The sequence below is a fragment of the Fulvitalea axinellae genome, assembly GCF_036492835.1.
Classification (GTDB): Bacteria; Bacteroidota; Bacteroidia; order Cytophagales; family Cyclobacteriaceae; genus Fulvitalea; species Fulvitalea axinellae.
Window position 1 is genome coordinate 270306 of sequence record NZ_AP025314.1, and the last position, 15336, is coordinate 285641.

Here is a 15336-nt window from a genome sequence, read left to right on the forward strand (position 1 = left end):
GTTTAGAATACTAGAATCGATTACTTTTTTGAATTGAGATGATAGACGAGAAAAAACTGCGAAAAATAAGCAAATTTTTAAGCTTGGTACTTCGCCACAAGCCCGAAACAATAGGAATTGCGTTGGACGGGAAAGGCTGGACAGAGGTTGCCGGATTATTGGAAAAGATGAAGATGGCCGGTCGCCCGCTTGATATGGAGATGCTTGAGGCTGTGGTGGAGGCGAATAACAAAAAACGTTTCGCTTTTAACGCCGATAAGACTATGATCCGGGCAAATCAAGGTCATTCCGTGAATGTGGAATTGGGCTATACGCCGGTGGAGCCGCCGGAAATTCTTTTTCATGGAACAGCCCGCAAAAATATAGGCTCCATTTTCCAGTCGGGACTGGAAAAGCGGGGAAGGCACCACGTTCATTTGAGCGCCGAAACGGAAACCGCCGTGGCCGTAGGGCAAAGGCACGGAAAGCCTGTGGTGTTGGAAGTTCGGGCAAAGGAAATGCGCCGGGACGGATACGCGTTTTTTGTTTCCGATAACGGCGTATGGCTAACCGAAGAGGTGCCGACAAAGTATCTGGTGTTGAAAGAAGAAGTCAAATCTTAAAAGCATGGATCAGTTTAAGCCACGAACAATAGAACTGCCGGTACCCGAGGAAGTGGACTGCCGGTTTTTCGAGCATGAGGAAGAGTGCATTCTGAAAGTGGAGTTGTCGGGACGGTGTTCTTGGGGTTCTAGGGGATGGAATTACGGTGACTTTCTATACCGGCGGGTAGGTTTGGCCTTGTTGACAGTGGAACCGATGGCTGTTTTGTTTGATATGGAAAAGCTTGAATACGAGTACGGGGACCGCATGTTACGGCTCTTTCAACTTTTCGATGATATCAGACCGAGCGGAGAAAGCCGGATTCTGACCGCTTTCGTTTTGTCGGACAGCAACCGCTTCGGAATGTCTTCCCTTGTGGGCTTTGACCCCGACCAACCTCACGCCCCGTTTTTCCGGAACGAAGACGAAGCTTACAGGTATTTGTTCAAAGAATACGATAAGATCTGAACGGCCTAAGGCCAAAGGTTTTCCGCTGGCGTTTTTATCTCGCTAAAATGCTTCAGGCTTACGTCGAATTCCTGAAAGCCCTGGCCTTTCACTTCGAATAGCGCCCGGAAATTGGGCCTTTCGTCTTGGAACCCTTCTTGGCGGAATTGCTTTAGGCGCTCCGCGTCGGTGAGGGACCTGAGAACGCCGGCATTGCCCAAACCGTTGTCGGAAAAGAAGAACAGAACGTGCCTTTGGTCCGGCGTGGTTAGGCGAAATACCGCCACATGCTCCGTTTTCGGATGCGTTTGTCGCCGGTTCGGAAAGCTGAGCGTTTCTTGGCCGTTATTCACCTCCCAATTTGGCGGATGATATGCGAATCCGATTTTTTCTGTCAGTTTCCGGAAGATCCCCAGCGTGCGGGTGGAGCCTACGAAGATGACGTTCTTCCCTACTGCGTCTTCCCATGCCGTGGAGGATGCGTAGCGCAGTTCCAGCCCGGTTTCTGTACGTAGATGTTGCGTAATATGAAACATCCCGATCGCGCTTTGGCGACTCAAATATCGGGCTCCCGATTTCTTCAGAAGAGCTTCTTTCCCGGTTTGTTTGCTGTTGTACTCCGCCAAATCCTTTTCCCCGTTAACGGAGGGAATGCGAACCACGGCCCGATTGCCGTTTGCCAGTTTGCCGGAGGCGAAAAACGGATTACCGAGGATAATGGCCGTCGGGCGGTCGCTTTCCGAAAACTTGGCGAAGAGAGGCGTTTCGTTATTATTTAAACTGACAAATACCGCTATGATTATCGCCGTGAGGCCAAATCCCAAAACAAAAGGCAGGATCCGTCTTTTGGGATTGGGCTGACCGGTATTGACGACTTCTTTCCGATGAAAAACCACGCCGTATTGCCCTTTCGGAATTTCGAAACGGATTTCGTCATGACGCCCTTCGTTTCGGTAATATTCGTCCAGTTTTTTCCGGACTTTGCTGATATACGGACGCACGTTTAGGTCTTTGTCGGCTTCGGCTTTCTTGCCCAAGGCCTCCACCGCCAATTGCAATTCTTTGGGACTTTCTCCCCGCAATCCGGCCCGAACCAGATAATCGATCAGGTCTTTGCACACAGCGGAGCGGAAGAACGGACGACTGCGTTTTATCCGGTCCAGACAGGCTTTCGCCAATTCGTATTCTTCTTCCATTCTATTGTTTTTCAACGCTATAACTCCTTTCCGATAACCGGTAAGATCACTCCGTAACGGTAAAAAACCAGGGCTTTTTGGCCTTTGTCCGTTATCATTGCCGGCGTGTCCCTTCGCAAAGGAACGCAAAATATGCCGTTTGGCCTTGTTGGAATCTGGAACTTAAATTTTTTGGGAATGAAGAAATCGTACCTGTGTCTCGGGCTCGCTTTATGGAGCCTGTTGGCTTCTTGCGAAGAAAAGAAAAAAGAGAAACCGAAGCGCCCGCCGAATATCGTTATCGTTTACGCCGACGATATGGGCTGGGCCGACGCCGGATTCAATAACGTGAGGGCTTTTTACGAAACGCCCAACTTGGACCGCTTGGCTTCCGAAGGGCTGAATCTCCGGCGTTTTTACCCTTCGGCGGCGAACTGCGCCCCCTCCCGGGCCTGTATGCTGACGGGCACGTTCACGCCTCGTCACGGCGTGTATATTCCGCAGGGGCTGTCGCGTGGCGGTTCCGTGGAGCAAATGCGCTTCAAAGTCCCGGCCCGTGGCGCCGATTCCACCTTCAACACCTTCCCCGTAAGCGTAAACCAAGTTCCCGCTTCCTTTACCTCCTTGGCCGAATTGCTGAGGCAAAAAGGCTACGCATCGGCCCGTTTCGGCAAATGGCATATCGGTGACGACAATCAGGGCTTTGGCGTAAATTCCGCCAATGGCGAACTGGGCCAGATCACTAACCGACACGGAAAAGAGGCTCGCTACTACGGCGATACGTTGGTGGCGGAACGGCTGACGGAAGCTTCCGTAAACTTTATGCGGGAGAACAAGGACCGGCCGTTTTTCCTTTACTTGGCCCACTGGGAAGTGCACGCCCCGAACGCCGCACGCAAAGGCCGGATAGCCTATTACCGCAAAAAAGCCGAGGAACAGGGCCGGACGGACATCAATCCGGTTTACGCCGCCGAGGTGGAGCAGATAGACCGGAGCGTAGGCCGGATCAGCGAGGCCTTGGCCGAACTGGGGTTGGAGGAAAACACCTTGCTGATCTTCACCTCCGACAACGGAGGCGTATCGGCCAACACGTCCAACCTACCGCTAAGGGCCGGTAAAGGCACGTTCTACGAAGGCGGAATACGGACGCCTTGCGTAATGCGCTGGAAAGGCGTAACCAAACCCGGAAGCGTCTCGGAACAACCCGTAAACGGCGTGGATTTTATGCCCACATTCGCCGAGCTTTCCGGCGCTCCCTTACCCGAATCCCAACCCGTGGACGGCGAGTCGATCGTTCCGTTGCTGAGGGGTAAGGATTATAAAAGGAAGAAGAGTATGTTTTTCCATTTCCCTCTCTATCTCGGCACCGGTAATTCCGACAAGGTTTTGCCCTCGTACAAAGGCAAATCCGCTTATTGGCGGTCGGTGCCCTGCTCGGTGCTGATTTGGGACGATTGGAAGCTGATTTATTATTACGAATATGATCGCCATGAGCTTTATAAGCTAAGCGAAGATATTTCCGAAAAGAATAACCTCTGGAATAAGGATAGGGAAAAAGCGCAGGAAATGCTGGCGGAGATGAGGCGTTGGGTAGTGGAAACGGATGCGCCTGTGCCACTGGTTGAAAATATTTAGCTTATCGGCAAATAGTTTTGATATCATGTAACAGGGCTCCTTTGCTTTTGGTAAGATAATCTTGCCGGGAGTGAAGGAGCTTTTGTATATTATTGGCTATAAACAAGGGCAGACGAATGAACTCGACACGGCTTTTATTTTTTGTTTTATGCTTGAGTCTACGATTTTCGGAAAAAGGGGATTTTCCTCAGGAGTTTAGAATGGAAGCGAATTCTAAGGAGACTATCGTTTTGTATTCACAAGGAAAGTCAAAACCGTTTCCGGATTTGCGATCAGCCTTTGAAGTAATAATACACGATGCGAATGCTGGTTATCCATCGTCACTAAAGGATACTTCAATGTGTTCGGGTTTTACAATTTCGGAGGCTGAAGCGATCGAGGTGTTAAGCCATGTCAGGCCAATCTCAGGGGCTGAATGGCATCACTTGTTTTATCATCTTCCATGTCAGGTAATTGGCGAGATAAGACAGGATGGATATACATATGATTTGGAAATCAACGGAGGAGCTTGGTTAACGATTTCTTCGGCTGACAGCTCTCAGCGGTTTGGAAGTTTTGAGTTGAAATACGATAGCCTGTTTTTGACAAATGTGGAGAGAGAAACTTCTTTGAGCGCTGAGTAACATTACCTCAAAACCCCAAAAAACTTCTGATAGGCCTTAGGGTCGGAGATTAGTTCCTGAAGATCTACGGCACCGGATTTATGCCACTTCCGGAGAGGCAGGCCGTGTTCGCCCCGGATTCTGTTTTCAACCTCTTCTATTACAAAATGCTCTTCATTATCGTTCCACGGACAAAAGTCTGGATCCTCTTTGTATGTCTCTTTGAAAAGTCTTGTTCTGGACTCGCCGGAGTGGTACGATTGGACGTGGCCGGCCTCGTGGCCGAAGGTTACAAAAGTAGGGGAAAGAACGTAATTTCCGCTTCTGGGGACGTAGTAGCCTTGTCTTTCCATTTCCGGGGTCACCAGCTTTTCATCACCTTTTTTATCCTTTTTCTTTTTTGTGTTGTCGGGCAACTCCACATGTCTCGGGTCTTTTATGACTCGCCAGTGTTCGCCATAGATGGCCAGAAGCTCTTTCCACGGCACCATAACGCTAATCTGTCCTCCGCACCCTTTGGCCGGTTTAAGGCCGACAAAAGGGCGCTCTTTGCTGAATTCCTCTACGGGAGTCGGGGAGTGGGGAAGGAAGCTTAAAGGCATCACGCAGGCGTTGCTCGATTTGGAGCCTCTGTCGGCCGGCTCCACCGACAGCTTACGGGAAGAAGAACCGGCGATAGAGCAAATCAGGCATCGGCCGAAGGGGCGGGATAACAGCCGCGCCACGGAACTCATTACCATCGGCCGGAAACCTTCTATCCGTTTGGTAAAGAACACATGGGAAGGGACCTCATCCTGGATCACCGATAAGTCCGGGGCTTCCTCACAAGTAAAGGCTAAATTCTCCCAGCTTTCCCGAACCGCCACGCGTTCGGTTTCGGCTAGACTTTCGTAATCCGGAATCCACGGGTGATGTCTTTCCCGCATGGCGTGTTTTACCAATAGCATATGCTCTTTGTGGATGGAGTCGAGCAAGAGTAAAAGACTTTTGTGGTAGACGGGCAGGTAATAGAAACTGAGCAACGGACAGCGCCTGTGCCAAGCGTAAATATCATGCTCCATCAAATCCAGCAACTCAAAACGGCTTTGGGTTATTTTGGCGTCGGCTTTTCTGGCCGTCACTAGTTCGGCTTGGCGTTCGCTGTCCAGTCTGCTTTCCGTCTCCTTTTCCGCCAAGTCCAGTTGGCGCTTGGTTTCGTTGGCCCGTTCTTTTGCGAATTCGTATTCCTGAAGCCGGGCCTCTATCAGGGTCAGTTCTGGCACTAGTTGTCTTCTAGTTGGGTAATTTCGGGAGTTTTCCAGCTTTAGCCTTTCCTGAAATTGGTCAAATGTCAAAATCTCCCCGCAAAAGGAAGGATCGAAAAAGCTCCTGCAAAGTTCCTCCCTTGTCAGCGGTTCGAAGTCTCCGTATTCGGCCTTCTTCAGCTCCTCTTTTTTGGCCGTTTCCACTTCTTGGCCGGCTTCCGCTCCCGTTTTGCCATCCCGCATTCTGTCTATTTTTCCGGGCGCAAGCTTCCAGGAATTGGCGAATTTGAAAGTCTGCCTATGACTCCAAAGGTCGGAATCGATAATCCATGGGAAGCGGGTTTGCTCGCCGTATTTGTACATGTAGACTCTGCTCAAGTCCATAAGATCTTCCTCGTGGGGATGCAGACCTTTGTAGGTCATATGTTGCCGGTGTATTTCCAACATGTCGAAATATGCCGGGTCCAGATCCGTCCTTTCTTCTACGCCATCGTCCATCAGTCGGGCTTCGTCCATTCTTTCCGTCATAAAGTGAACTGATATGGGCTTTTTGGCTATCCGGGTAAGGTAATGTAGCGCTTGTCGGCGGACGACGCGTTCCCATTTGGCCCTTTCTTGGGGCGTGTGTTCCGGCGGTAGCGGAGGGACTCTTTCGCTAAGCCATAGACCCAGGCAGTCCGTGGTCGAAAGCTCGTCGGGCGGTTTGTTTTTGACAGGCCTGATTTTGCCGGTGTGTACTTGAAGTTTCTCTAAAATATCGTCTAGAAATATAGGCGTATCCGCACCTCCGCAGATTGTTCTCATATGGGGCGCTATGGCTTGTTGGGCCCACTTTGTACCGATCAGGATATCGTCGGGCGTATAATATTCCTCAATTTTTTTGGGATCGGGAAACGAGAAGGCTATTTGAGCTTTCAGGTCATCCAACGATGAGTTTTCATTTAGCCTTACCGGAACCTCGGGGTCCGTTATAATGGCCCGTACCGTGGCTTTTAGGCTTTCCTTTTCCTCGTTGTCAGTTATGGCCTCGATTAGGTTTTGGACGTGTTTGGGCAGTTCCTCATAATGTTCGACGGGGGTTATGGAGTCTTCGCCGGAATATATGTAGCGTTGCACGGGCTGTCGTCTTTCGGGCCTGTGGTTGTGAAAGGAAGCGGTGCCGTTTCCTTTTGATTTTTGGGGTTGTCTATATTTTCTTGGCGCAAAGGACTGCATAAACCATCAGACGGAATTAGGGCGAAAAGCGTGCTTTTAAGACCGCTGTGTCGTGGTGCGGTGTCTCCGCACTTTGTCCGTGAAGTATTTTCGCCTATCGATCCATTCTACTTACCTTGCCAAAACACAATTTGTTTATATAGGAAAAGAATATTAGAAACGCGGATTGATTTTGGGAAATTCGATATAGGTGATATTTGGGAGAAAAGCGCTTCTCTTTTGATAGTGGATTGATCTGAGGTTTATTCCTTCAACCCGTCGGCGATGTCTTCGAGTTTGGATATTTTTCTGTGCCAAACTTTACGTAGCAAAAACACTTGGATAAAGCAAGTCAAGACGAGGGCGGACCCGCCGAGATAGAGTTTTTGGGGTGTGACAGACGTGCCGGAAAACAGAAAAACCATAACCGATACGTATGCGAAAACCCTTGTCGAGATCGAGCTGAAAGCGTAGGCCTTTACTTTTTTCAGATATTTGGAAACGGATTCCTTCAGGTTGTTTCCGCTCACCGGAAATTGAATCGACCGATATTCCAACAGGTTGTGAATCAGTAATGTCACGACTGCCACAATTACCAATGCGTTAGCGTAGGCCGGCTTAAGGTTGCCGTCAAAAATATTGTGGAAAGTTGCCAGAATGGCGACCCAAACCGCCGATTCGAAGATCAATTGCCTCTTGACGGCTTTTAGTACGGGAGGAGTTCCTTTTGTCATCATGTTTCTGAGTTTTTCAAAGCTTTTTTGATTGTTTTCGTTACCGTCTCGGTAGTGTGATTTTAGTTCGTCCAAGTCCATAATTATGCGTTTACTAGGGTTCTGATTTTATTCTTGATTCTGTTCAGCCGGACGCTGAGGTTGTTTTTGCTGATACCGATAATCGAGGCCATTTCGGTATTGTCGACATCATCCAGATAGAGTGTGATGATCGCTTTTTCCGAATCGTTGAGTTTGCGGATGGCGGAGTAGAGCGCTTCCCGGTCGCTGTCGTCATGCGTTTCTGTTGCGGGCTCGGGCACGCTTCCGATTTCGGTGGTGATAAGTCTGGGTTTTCGGAAAGTCACTATCGCCGTATTGAGGCATATGCGGTACATCCAAGAGCTGATTTTTGATCTGGATTCGAATTTTGGATAGGATTTCCAAAGCTGATAAATCATTTCCTGAAACAGGTCTTCCCTGTCCTCGGCGTTGTCGCGGTAGATGTGGCAGATCCTTTGGATCAGGGCTTGGTGTTTATGGATTTCCTTTAGGAACGTTTCTTCTTGGAGGCTCATCCTGTTCTGTTTAAGTGCTTCGTTTCCTTCCCTCCCGTTCGGCTTCCGTTTCCTTATATGTTGTCGAAAAGTTATAAATATTACAGATACTTTGGCTTTTCTGCCGGAAAAGTCAGTTGTTCGTAAAGTGCCAGATAAACGAAGCCCGATATGGAAAAACTAATCGACCTGAATTCGCAGAATCTCCGTGACGAACATATCTGTTGCGCCATATCCGACAAAAAATGCGTGGAGGGTTATGAGGCGAAAAAGGATTGGCTGGAAAAGGAATTCGCGAACGGCTACACCTTCCGCAGAATTGATGCCCGGGCGAAGGTGTTCACGGAATTCGGCCCTGCTGAAAACGCTTGGGTGCCTGTGGAGGCGCCCGGTTATCTGCTAATCAATTGCTTTTGGGTTTCCGGCAGGTACAAGAAACAAGGCTACGGAAAAAAACTTTTGGCCAGCGTAATGGACGACGCCCGGAATCAGGGAAAACACGGGGTGGTAACGGTGGTTGGCAAAAAGAAATACCACTTTATGGGCGACGGAAAATGGTTTCTGAGACAAGGCTTCGAAATCAGTGACGAAACGCCTGACGGTTTTCTGCTTTTGGCTAAAAAGCTAGACACGAATAACCCCTCCCCCACTTTTTCGGAATCGGTGAAACAGGGCGGTTGTCCCGAAGCGAACGGGCTTGTAGCCTATTACTCAAACCGATGCCCTTTTACAGAATATCATGTCCGGAAATCGTTGGAAGAAACGGCCCAAAACCGCAATCTTCCGTTAAAGATCATCAAACTAGAAACCGCTGAGCAAGCCCGCCAATGCTCCAGTCCGGCGACAATCTTCAGCCTGTTTTTGGACGGGAAGTTTGTGACCACCGATGTGAGCGTCTGTATGGATAGCCGTTTTGACCGTATTTTGGAGAAGAGTTTGGTGGGGCGTTAAGATCGCCCATCATGCTGTTTTCACACCTTTTGCTGAGGTATAAATGTCCATGTTTCAGATTTTTTTAGCCTTAAAAAGGCTGTTTTATGCTTTACTTTGGACTTTGGGTGTGAGGAGAGATGGGCGTATGGAGTCCTCTTTTTTTCAGTGTTCTTTTCGGTAGTGTTAACATGGAGTTTTCATAGTGATTTATTGGGGTACCGAATATCCCTTGTTTAGGTCTCAATGCGCACTCGAAATTAACAAAGCCACACTTGATCATGACTCTTTCCGAAATTGTAACGAAATAATATTATTTCATTTGTGATATGGCATTCCAAAAAGATGAGCTATTGCATTGTAAAAATGAAGTAGCAAAAGATTGTTTTTGGAGTCTGAATATTGTCGTAGAAAAATGAAAAGGCATGAAGAAATTTTTTTACCTGCTTTTGTTGTGCTTGTCTGTCTCCGTTCAGGTTTTTGGGCAAGTAAAACAGCCTAGAACACAGGGACATGATTATCCTTTGTATTACCGAATAAAGGCAGACTGGTTTGAACACCTGAAGTCAGAGTTAAGTGGAGAGAATTGGAAATACAAAGATTTTGATGAGTTGCTACAGCGTGAGCAGTATCCGAAACTGGTTAGGGAAAAAGACGCTCATGGGCCCCATTACCAAGGGCAAGCACCTTCCGAACAAAAAATCTACAAGGATCGGTTTGGAAAGGATATGCCGAGGAATGAAAGGCGTTCGCAGACGCTTAAAATAGTGGATCTGAGAGGAAATAACTTGGTAGGAGAGATTTCCGACGACCCGATCTGGACTTTTGCGAATGACAGGTTCGGGACTACGATGGAATTAGGCCGATTTAATTTTTCGACTGAGTTTCGGTTTAGTCATAACCGTATCCGTAAGTTTAATGCCAAAGCGCATTGGGGCGGGTCCTCAGGCAATTTTTCGCAATCCCTTCTACTTGATCACAACGAATTAGTGGAGTTTAACCCACCCAAAACCCCGCACGGAGGCCTGTACGTCAATGGTTTTAGGAGATTGAAACTCAATAATAACCGGCTAGAGCAGGTTCCTGATTCTTGGAAAGATTACAGAGGATTGGAATATATCGCGTCTTCGGTAGACACTTTTCGGGTTGATAACAATTATTTTAATTTCAGGGCTTTACGGAAACTAAAGGGGCTTGTGAATGGAAAATGTCCCAATAGTGGAGATTATCCAAGAAGTGAAAATTTTAGATTTATCTATGATCCGCAGAAACCTTTGGGCGAAGAAACGGAACAGACAGTAAGCGCTGGTGAGGCGGTGACGCTTAATTTCAGCTTGCCGGATGGAAGCAACCGATATAAATGGGAGCTAAACGGCAAAGAAGTCCCGCTTTCGGGTGGTAAGGAGTACAGCTTTACCGTGGATAGCGAACAGGCTGGGCTTTACCGGTGTCTGGTTACGAATCCGCATTTGCCGGAGTTGACTATCAAAAGCCGGGACCGGCTGGTATTTCTGAAGAAAGACGGCAACCGGGCTCCGACAGACTTTGCTTTGTCAAACACAAATATGCCGTCTAATACATTCCGTTGGGCGGTAATCGGTGATTTTTCGGGCGAAGACCCGGACGGTGACCAGTTGTATTATCGTTTGGTGGGCGACTTGGACGGCCAGTGTTCCAGCTTCAGGATTACGGATGGCAAAACGTTGGTAGCCTCGGAAGAGCTGTTCAATCATTATTTTATTCAGGAATACCGTATTCAGGTTGAAGCCTATGACATATACGGCGGGCGATTTCAGAAAGAGATTGTTATTACTCGAGGGCAATCCGGAAGCGTAAAACCTCCCGCCAATTTCTTTCTGAAAAGCACTTATATAGAGGAAAATAAGGTTGGCCGAATAGACTCTATAAAACTGACGGGCGTAGCCGAGGGTGCGTATACTTTACGTTTGCCGGATTATAAGGATAATTCGTTTTTTGAGATTAAGGACAGCGGGCTGTATACCAAAGTGGGGTTGAACCATGAGGAACAGGAATTCTATTTCGTAAGGCTGGAAGCGGTAAGTTCCGATGGCCTTTTAAGGCTTTCGAGAGACTACAAAATCACGGCTACGGATGTTAATGACCCGGCCAAGGAGCTGATAATCACAAAAACCACAATCGAAGTGGGGAAACCCAAAGGAACTTTTGTAGGAGTGTTGGTGGCTACCGATGAAGATGCGGGAGACATCGATTTCAAATATACGTTGGCGGATTCCGAGGATTTTGTCTTGATGAACAAAAACCAGATTCTGAGCAAGCGGAAGTTCAATGCGACAGATTTGGGAGATAAGACGATAACGGTCAACGTAAAAGACCCGCATGGAGCCAAACGGGATTTCAACCTTACACTCAAAGTGATTGAGAAACCGGCTCCGGAAGGAAGCAGAGTAGAGCTTGACAATTCGCTGATCAAGGAAAATAAAACCGGAAAAGTGGGAACCCTAAACGTAAACCGTGACGGTGTATTTTCTTACAAATTGGTAGGCGGAGAAGGCTCTCAACATAATGACAGGTTTGAGATACAGGGAGATGAATTGCGCTTGACGAAAGCCTCTGACTATGAGTCGGAACAGGTGTTAAGCGTGCGAATCAAGGCCACTGGACCCGAGACCCTTGAGCAATCGCTGAGCGTGTCGCTGACAAACGTAAACGAAGCACCCGAAACCTTGGGGCTCGATAATTTCCAGATCAAAACAACCGATAAGGCCGAAACCGTTTTGGCCAAGCTAATCCTGAAAGACCCCGACGGTGACAGCGGAACGTTCAAACTCGAAGACAAACACGACGCTTCCTACTTCCGTGTGGAGGGCGACCGTCTGTTATTGGCAAAGAAAGCGGATAAACAGACTTTCGTGATCAGTTTGGTAGGCTCTGATGGTGAATTTTCGGTAAAAAAAGAATTCGTGTTAGTATCCGATTTCTCAACAGGAGGAACCGAAAAACTTGAGGCGAGAATATTCACCTGGTCGGATTTCAGCCTTTCGGCGGGTCAGTCTTTAAGCTTGGGAGCCGAAACGAATTCCGATGGTGCTATAACATACCAACTCCTGACGGGAGCCGAATTCGCCACTTTGGAAGGCAATACGCTAAAAGCGGTAAAAGAAGGGACAATCACACTAAAAGCCACCGTGTCGGCGACAGAAAAATATAGCGGAACCTCATCTACCATAACCGTTAAGATTTTGGCGGAAGGAGCCAAACAAACCGCCGTAATCGCCGACTGGGAAGATTTCTCGCTCTTGGTAGGTGATCACTTTACTCTGGGAGCCTACTCGGATTCAGACGCCAGAATAACGTATGAACTTGTTTCCGGAGCCGAATACGTTTCGTTATCAGCGAATAAAATTGAAGCCCTGAAAGCGGGAACGGCCACAATAAAAGCGTTTGTCGCCGAATCGGAATCATTTCTTTCGGCAGAAAAAACAATTACTGTGACAGTCAGGGCCAAGCCTGAGTTACTACCCGCCGTGATTAGTAATTTTGAGAACAATTCCTTCCCGCTTTCTCAAGGAACATTCACTTTGGGGGCTTATTCAAATTCAGACGCAAAAGTGATGTATGAGATTATCGCTGGAAACGAGTTTGTGTCGATAAACGGCTCTCTGGTGACCATAAAGCAAGCGGGAACGGTGAAAATACGGGCCTATGTGGAGGCTACGGACCGTTATATGGCTGAGGAAAAAGCCGGCAGTTTCCGGATTGTCGCTGATGGGGAACGCGTGCCTATCACGATAACAGGACTGGAAGATTTAAACATAAACGAAGACGATACGGCTTTTGCGCTCCAAGGCCGTTCGGAGTCTCCGGCCAAGGTGGAATACGAATTGCTCCAAGGCTCCGAAGTGGTGGAGCTTGACGGTCCTGTTCTCACTCCCAAGAAGGCGGGATTGGCTACGGTTAAGGCTTATGTCAAGGCCTCTGGCTTGTACGATGCGGCAGAGACTACTTTTGTCGTTAGGGTGAATTCGGTGATGGATGTCAATTTTGGTGAGAACGATTTGGTCCTTTATCCTAATCCTGTGGAGGAGACTTTACGTATAAGAGTGGGGAGTATTCGTGGAGAAACGGTGGTAAGGATTTTCAACCTGTTAGGCACGGAAGTTTATAATGTCTCTCACAAAATTTCAGATTCCGAGTTGGTGATGGATCTTTCGGATTTGCCGTCGGGAACATACACTGTAGTGCTTGCGGGGCAGACACCGGAAGTCGTGGGTCGATTCAACAAACGTTAATCCGATTTGAAACAACAATAAATACCTGCGGAAAAAGTCTGTAGGACACTCCGTTCATACCGTCGAGTGGATATCTATGGTATGACAAAGCCCCGCCGTTTTATGGCGGGGCTACTTTTTGGATCCGAAATTCAAGGTTTTGCGAACCCGATTTTGTTATTGAACCGAAGTATGTCCGGGCTCTTTTGAGAATATCTTTCTAAGCCTTTTCGCATCCTTGAATTTCGGACTGCGGTCATAGTTGTAAAGGCCATTTTGTTCTTGCTCCACATCGGTCAGTTGCGTGTAGCAATATCCCCAAATGTGTTTCATGCCTAATACCACGTCGGTAAGGCCTTCCATACTTCCAAGAGTTGTGGGCGCTGTCTCTCCTTCGGTCTGCCGGCACCCATTTTATCCCTATGTAATGCCCAGAACGGGGAAATCGACATGTTTTGAAGCGTGGATATCGCCTGGAGTACGAGTGGTTTTTGGGCTTTGTTTTTTGGATTTCGTGTTTTTCGGTAACCGTATTTCTGGAAAAACTAATTCTTATCGCTCCTGTTTTTTTTCGATAACAATGCCGAGCTGGAAACTAACCCAATCCCTTTGGTACGTAAAGCGTTAAGGGTTTCGGTTAAGGCTTTAGCCGGTTTGGTGGCAACCAAATCATCGAGCAGAGAGACTTCATAGAGGCGGTTTAGGCCTGCGAGGGCCGTGGCCCGGACACAATAGCGGGCGTCTGCGCCAAGGATAAAAAGCTTGCCGATATTCGCTTGGTCCAAGGCGTTTTCCAGAACGGGATTGCTGAAGGCATCGCATTTATTTTTATTGATGCGCAGTCCTTGGTCTATGACCAGAAGGCGGTCGTCCAAAGCTATGCCGTCTGAGTCTGGACGCATGGCGCCGTTGGTCAGCATACGAAGTAGAATATCGTCTCGGTACTCGTTTTGGATATATATGACAAGCCATCCGTTTCGGTTGGCCTGTTTGATGATGGTGTTGGTTTTGCGTATAAATTCGTCGGCGTTGGGTAATCCGAGGAAGGCTTTTCCGTCTTCATTGAACAAATCCCGTTGCACGTCCATGACCAAAAGAGCGGTGTTCTTACGCTTTTCGGTCTGAATGGGGTGGCCGGTGGAAATTCTTTCCTGTCCGGTTTTTAATGCGTATACCCGAATGATCAGATACATAACGGGAATAAGCGAAAGTGTTAGGTAAAGCATCGTTTTCCGTTTGGTTTTCATGTCTTGCTTCGGTAAAAGGTTTGTCCGTTTCCGAAAGCGAATCTAACCATGCGGAAGGTTCCGTGCCTTGACCTCAAGTCAAGTAACATTGTCGAATTGTGCCCGGATTCTGCTGAGCCTTTCCGGTGTCACACCCACAAAAGAGGCGATATCCTTGAGCCGTACCCGACGCAAAATTTCCGGAAAAGTGTCCATCAACATAGCGTAACGTCCCTGGCCGTCTTGGTATAGAGCTTTTCGGCATACTGTACGGTATTCGACTAATTCGTCCGTCTGTTGTCGGTAGGCGAACCGCAGATAATCGGGGTGACTCAGAAGCTCCTCTTCGTCTTGTCTGGATATCGCCCAAAGCTCCATGTCTTCCACGGCTTCGATAATCACTTCCGAACGTGTCTTCCCGTAATAGCTTTCCGTTTGGTACATCATCGTATTTTCCAGATGAAAACCCAAAACATGAGCCTCTCCTTCAGGATCGATCAGATACGCTTTGGCAAGGCCCTTTTGCACAAAATACCGGTGCTGGTTGAATTGACCGCAACGGACAATCTGTTCGCCGGCTTTGAATGCCCGTGGCCTGAAAGCCTTCTCCAATTGTCTTTGCAATTCAGGGCTAACCGTGGTTTTACCCTTGATATAAGATAAAAGCGAATAAGGGAGGGAAGTTTGCATTGCCTTTGGGAATTGAGGTTTCGGGATGAGGGCAAGATAACGAAATCCTGTTAAGCCGGATTTTAGGCGATTAAAATATTAAGGGAAGCCT

The 15336-nt window shown here is 48.1% G+C and carries 13 protein-coding genes; 6 read left to right on the forward strand and 7 right to left on the reverse strand.

Going from position 1 to position 15336, the window contains the following annotated elements; all coding sequences use genetic code 11:
• Nucleotides 1-38 precede the first annotated feature (38 nt).
• Nucleotides 39-602, forward strand: a complete 564-nt coding sequence (locus AABK39_RS01025; RefSeq protein ID WP_338393087.1) for an RNA 2'-phosphotransferase — start codon at nt 39-41, stop codon at nt 600-602.
• A gap of 4 nt (nt 603-606) precedes the next feature.
• The gene (locus AABK39_RS01030; protein ID WP_338393088.1) at nt 607-1050 is read left to right on the forward strand and encodes a hypothetical protein; all 444 of its coding nucleotides are present in this window, start codon (nt 607-609) and stop codon (nt 1048-1050) included.
• A 5-nt stretch (nt 1051-1055) separates the two neighbouring features.
• Here AABK39_RS01030 and AABK39_RS01035 read toward each other — a convergent pair whose 3' ends face one another.
• Nucleotides 1056-2225: a hypothetical protein gene (locus tag AABK39_RS01035; protein ID WP_338393089.1), complete on the reverse strand. Its 1170-nt coding sequence runs from the start codon at nt 2223-2225 to the stop codon at nt 1056-1058.
• A 177-nt stretch (nt 2226-2402) separates the two neighbouring features.
• Between AABK39_RS01035 and AABK39_RS01040 the strand changes: the two genes are divergently transcribed.
• Together AABK39_RS01040 and AABK39_RS01045 are read left to right on the forward strand one after the other, a co-directional pair.
• Complete coding sequence (locus tag AABK39_RS01040; RefSeq protein WP_338393090.1) at nt 2403-3839, forward strand: sulfatase; 1437 nt, start codon at nt 2403-2405, stop codon at nt 3837-3839.
• A gap of 200 nt (nt 3840-4039) precedes the next feature.
• Nucleotides 4040-4462: a hypothetical protein gene (locus tag AABK39_RS01045; RefSeq protein WP_338393091.1), complete on the forward strand. Its 423-nt coding sequence runs from the start codon at nt 4040-4042 to the stop codon at nt 4460-4462.
• Nucleotides 4463-4464: 2 nt separating this feature from the next.
• On the opposite strand, the gene AABK39_RS01050 is transcribed toward AABK39_RS01045, so the two are convergent.
• From AABK39_RS01050 to AABK39_RS01060, 3 genes are all read right to left on the reverse strand, one after another.
• Entirely contained in the window at nt 4465-6801 is a 2337-nt protein-coding gene (locus AABK39_RS01050; protein ID WP_338393092.1) for a hypothetical protein, read from the reverse strand.
• A gap of 341 nt (nt 6802-7142) precedes the next feature.
• Complete coding sequence (locus AABK39_RS01055; protein ID WP_338393093.1) at nt 7143-7694, reverse strand: hypothetical protein; 552 nt, start codon at nt 7692-7694, stop codon at nt 7143-7145.
• 2 nt (nt 7695-7696) lie between these two features.
• Nucleotides 7697-8170 (reverse strand): RNA polymerase sigma factor, encoded by a 474-nt coding sequence (locus AABK39_RS01060; RefSeq protein WP_338393094.1) that lies wholly within the window; start codon nt 8168-8170, stop codon nt 7697-7699.
• Between the two features lie 150 nt (nt 8171-8320).
• Between AABK39_RS01060 and AABK39_RS01065 the strand changes: the two genes are divergently transcribed.
• Nucleotides 8321-9100, forward strand: coding sequence for an N-acetyltransferase (locus AABK39_RS01065; protein ID WP_338393095.1), 780 nt, complete (start codon nt 8321-8323; stop codon nt 9098-9100).
• A gap of 404 nt (nt 9101-9504) precedes the next feature.
• Nucleotides 9505-13350 (forward strand): T9SS type A sorting domain-containing protein, encoded by a 3846-nt coding sequence (locus tag AABK39_RS01070; protein ID WP_338393096.1) that lies wholly within the window; start codon nt 9505-9507, stop codon nt 13348-13350.
• 156 nt (nt 13351-13506) lie between these two features.
• Here AABK39_RS01070 and AABK39_RS01075 read toward each other — a convergent pair whose 3' ends face one another.
• From AABK39_RS01075 to AABK39_RS01085, 3 genes are all read right to left on the reverse strand, one after another.
• Nucleotides 13507-13692, reverse strand: a complete 186-nt coding sequence (locus AABK39_RS01075; RefSeq protein WP_338393097.1) for a hypothetical protein — start codon at nt 13690-13692, stop codon at nt 13507-13509.
• 182 nt (nt 13693-13874) lie between these two features.
• Nucleotides 13875-14555, reverse strand: coding sequence for a cysteine hydrolase family protein (locus AABK39_RS01080; protein WP_338393098.1), 681 nt, complete (start codon nt 14553-14555; stop codon nt 13875-13877).
• 99 nt (nt 14556-14654) lie between these two features.
• Nucleotides 14655-15245, reverse strand: a complete 591-nt coding sequence (locus AABK39_RS01085) for a Crp/Fnr family transcriptional regulator (RefSeq protein ID WP_338393099.1) — start codon at nt 15243-15245, stop codon at nt 14655-14657.
• Nucleotides 15246-15336 lie beyond the last annotated feature (91 nt).

Bases quoted from the DNA above. Each gene is read 5' to 3' on its own strand.
- AABK39_RS01030 (WP_338393088.1), top strand. From the start codon at position 607: ATGGATCAGTTTAAGCCACGAACAATAGAACTGCCGGTACCCGAGGAA.
- AABK39_RS01080 (WP_338393098.1), bottom strand. From the start codon at position 14,555: ATGCTTTACCTAACACTTTCGCTTATTCCCGTTATGTATCTGATCATT.
- AABK39_RS01060 (WP_338393094.1), bottom strand. From the start codon at position 8,170: ATGAGCCTCCAAGAAGAAACGTTCCTAAAGGAAATCCATAAACACCAA.
- AABK39_RS01075 (WP_338393097.1), bottom strand. From the start codon at position 13,692: ATGGAAGGCCTTACCGACGTGGTATTAGGCATGAAACACATTTGGGGA.
- AABK39_RS01085 (WP_338393099.1), bottom strand. From the start codon at position 15,245: ATGCAAACTTCCCTCCCTTATTCGCTTTTATCTTATATCAAGGGTAAA.
- AABK39_RS01070 (WP_338393096.1), top strand. From the start codon at position 9,505: ATGAAGAAATTTTTTTACCTGCTTTTGTTGTGCTTGTCTGTCTCCGTT.
- AABK39_RS01045 (WP_338393091.1), top strand. From the start codon at position 4,040: ATGGAAGCGAATTCTAAGGAGACTATCGTTTTGTATTCACAAGGAAAG.
- AABK39_RS01065 (WP_338393095.1), top strand. From the start codon at position 8,321: ATGGAAAAACTAATCGACCTGAATTCGCAGAATCTCCGTGACGAACAT.
- AABK39_RS01055 (WP_338393093.1), bottom strand. From the start codon at position 7,694: ATGGACTTGGACGAACTAAAATCACACTACCGAGACGGTAACGAAAAC.
- AABK39_RS01025 (WP_338393087.1), top strand. From the start codon at position 39: ATGATAGACGAGAAAAAACTGCGAAAAATAAGCAAATTTTTAAGCTTG.
- AABK39_RS01035 (WP_338393089.1), bottom strand. From the start codon at position 2,225: ATGGAAGAAGAATACGAATTGGCGAAAGCCTGTCTGGACCGGATAAAA.
- AABK39_RS01040 (WP_338393090.1), top strand. From the start codon at position 2,403: ATGAAGAAATCGTACCTGTGTCTCGGGCTCGCTTTATGGAGCCTGTTG.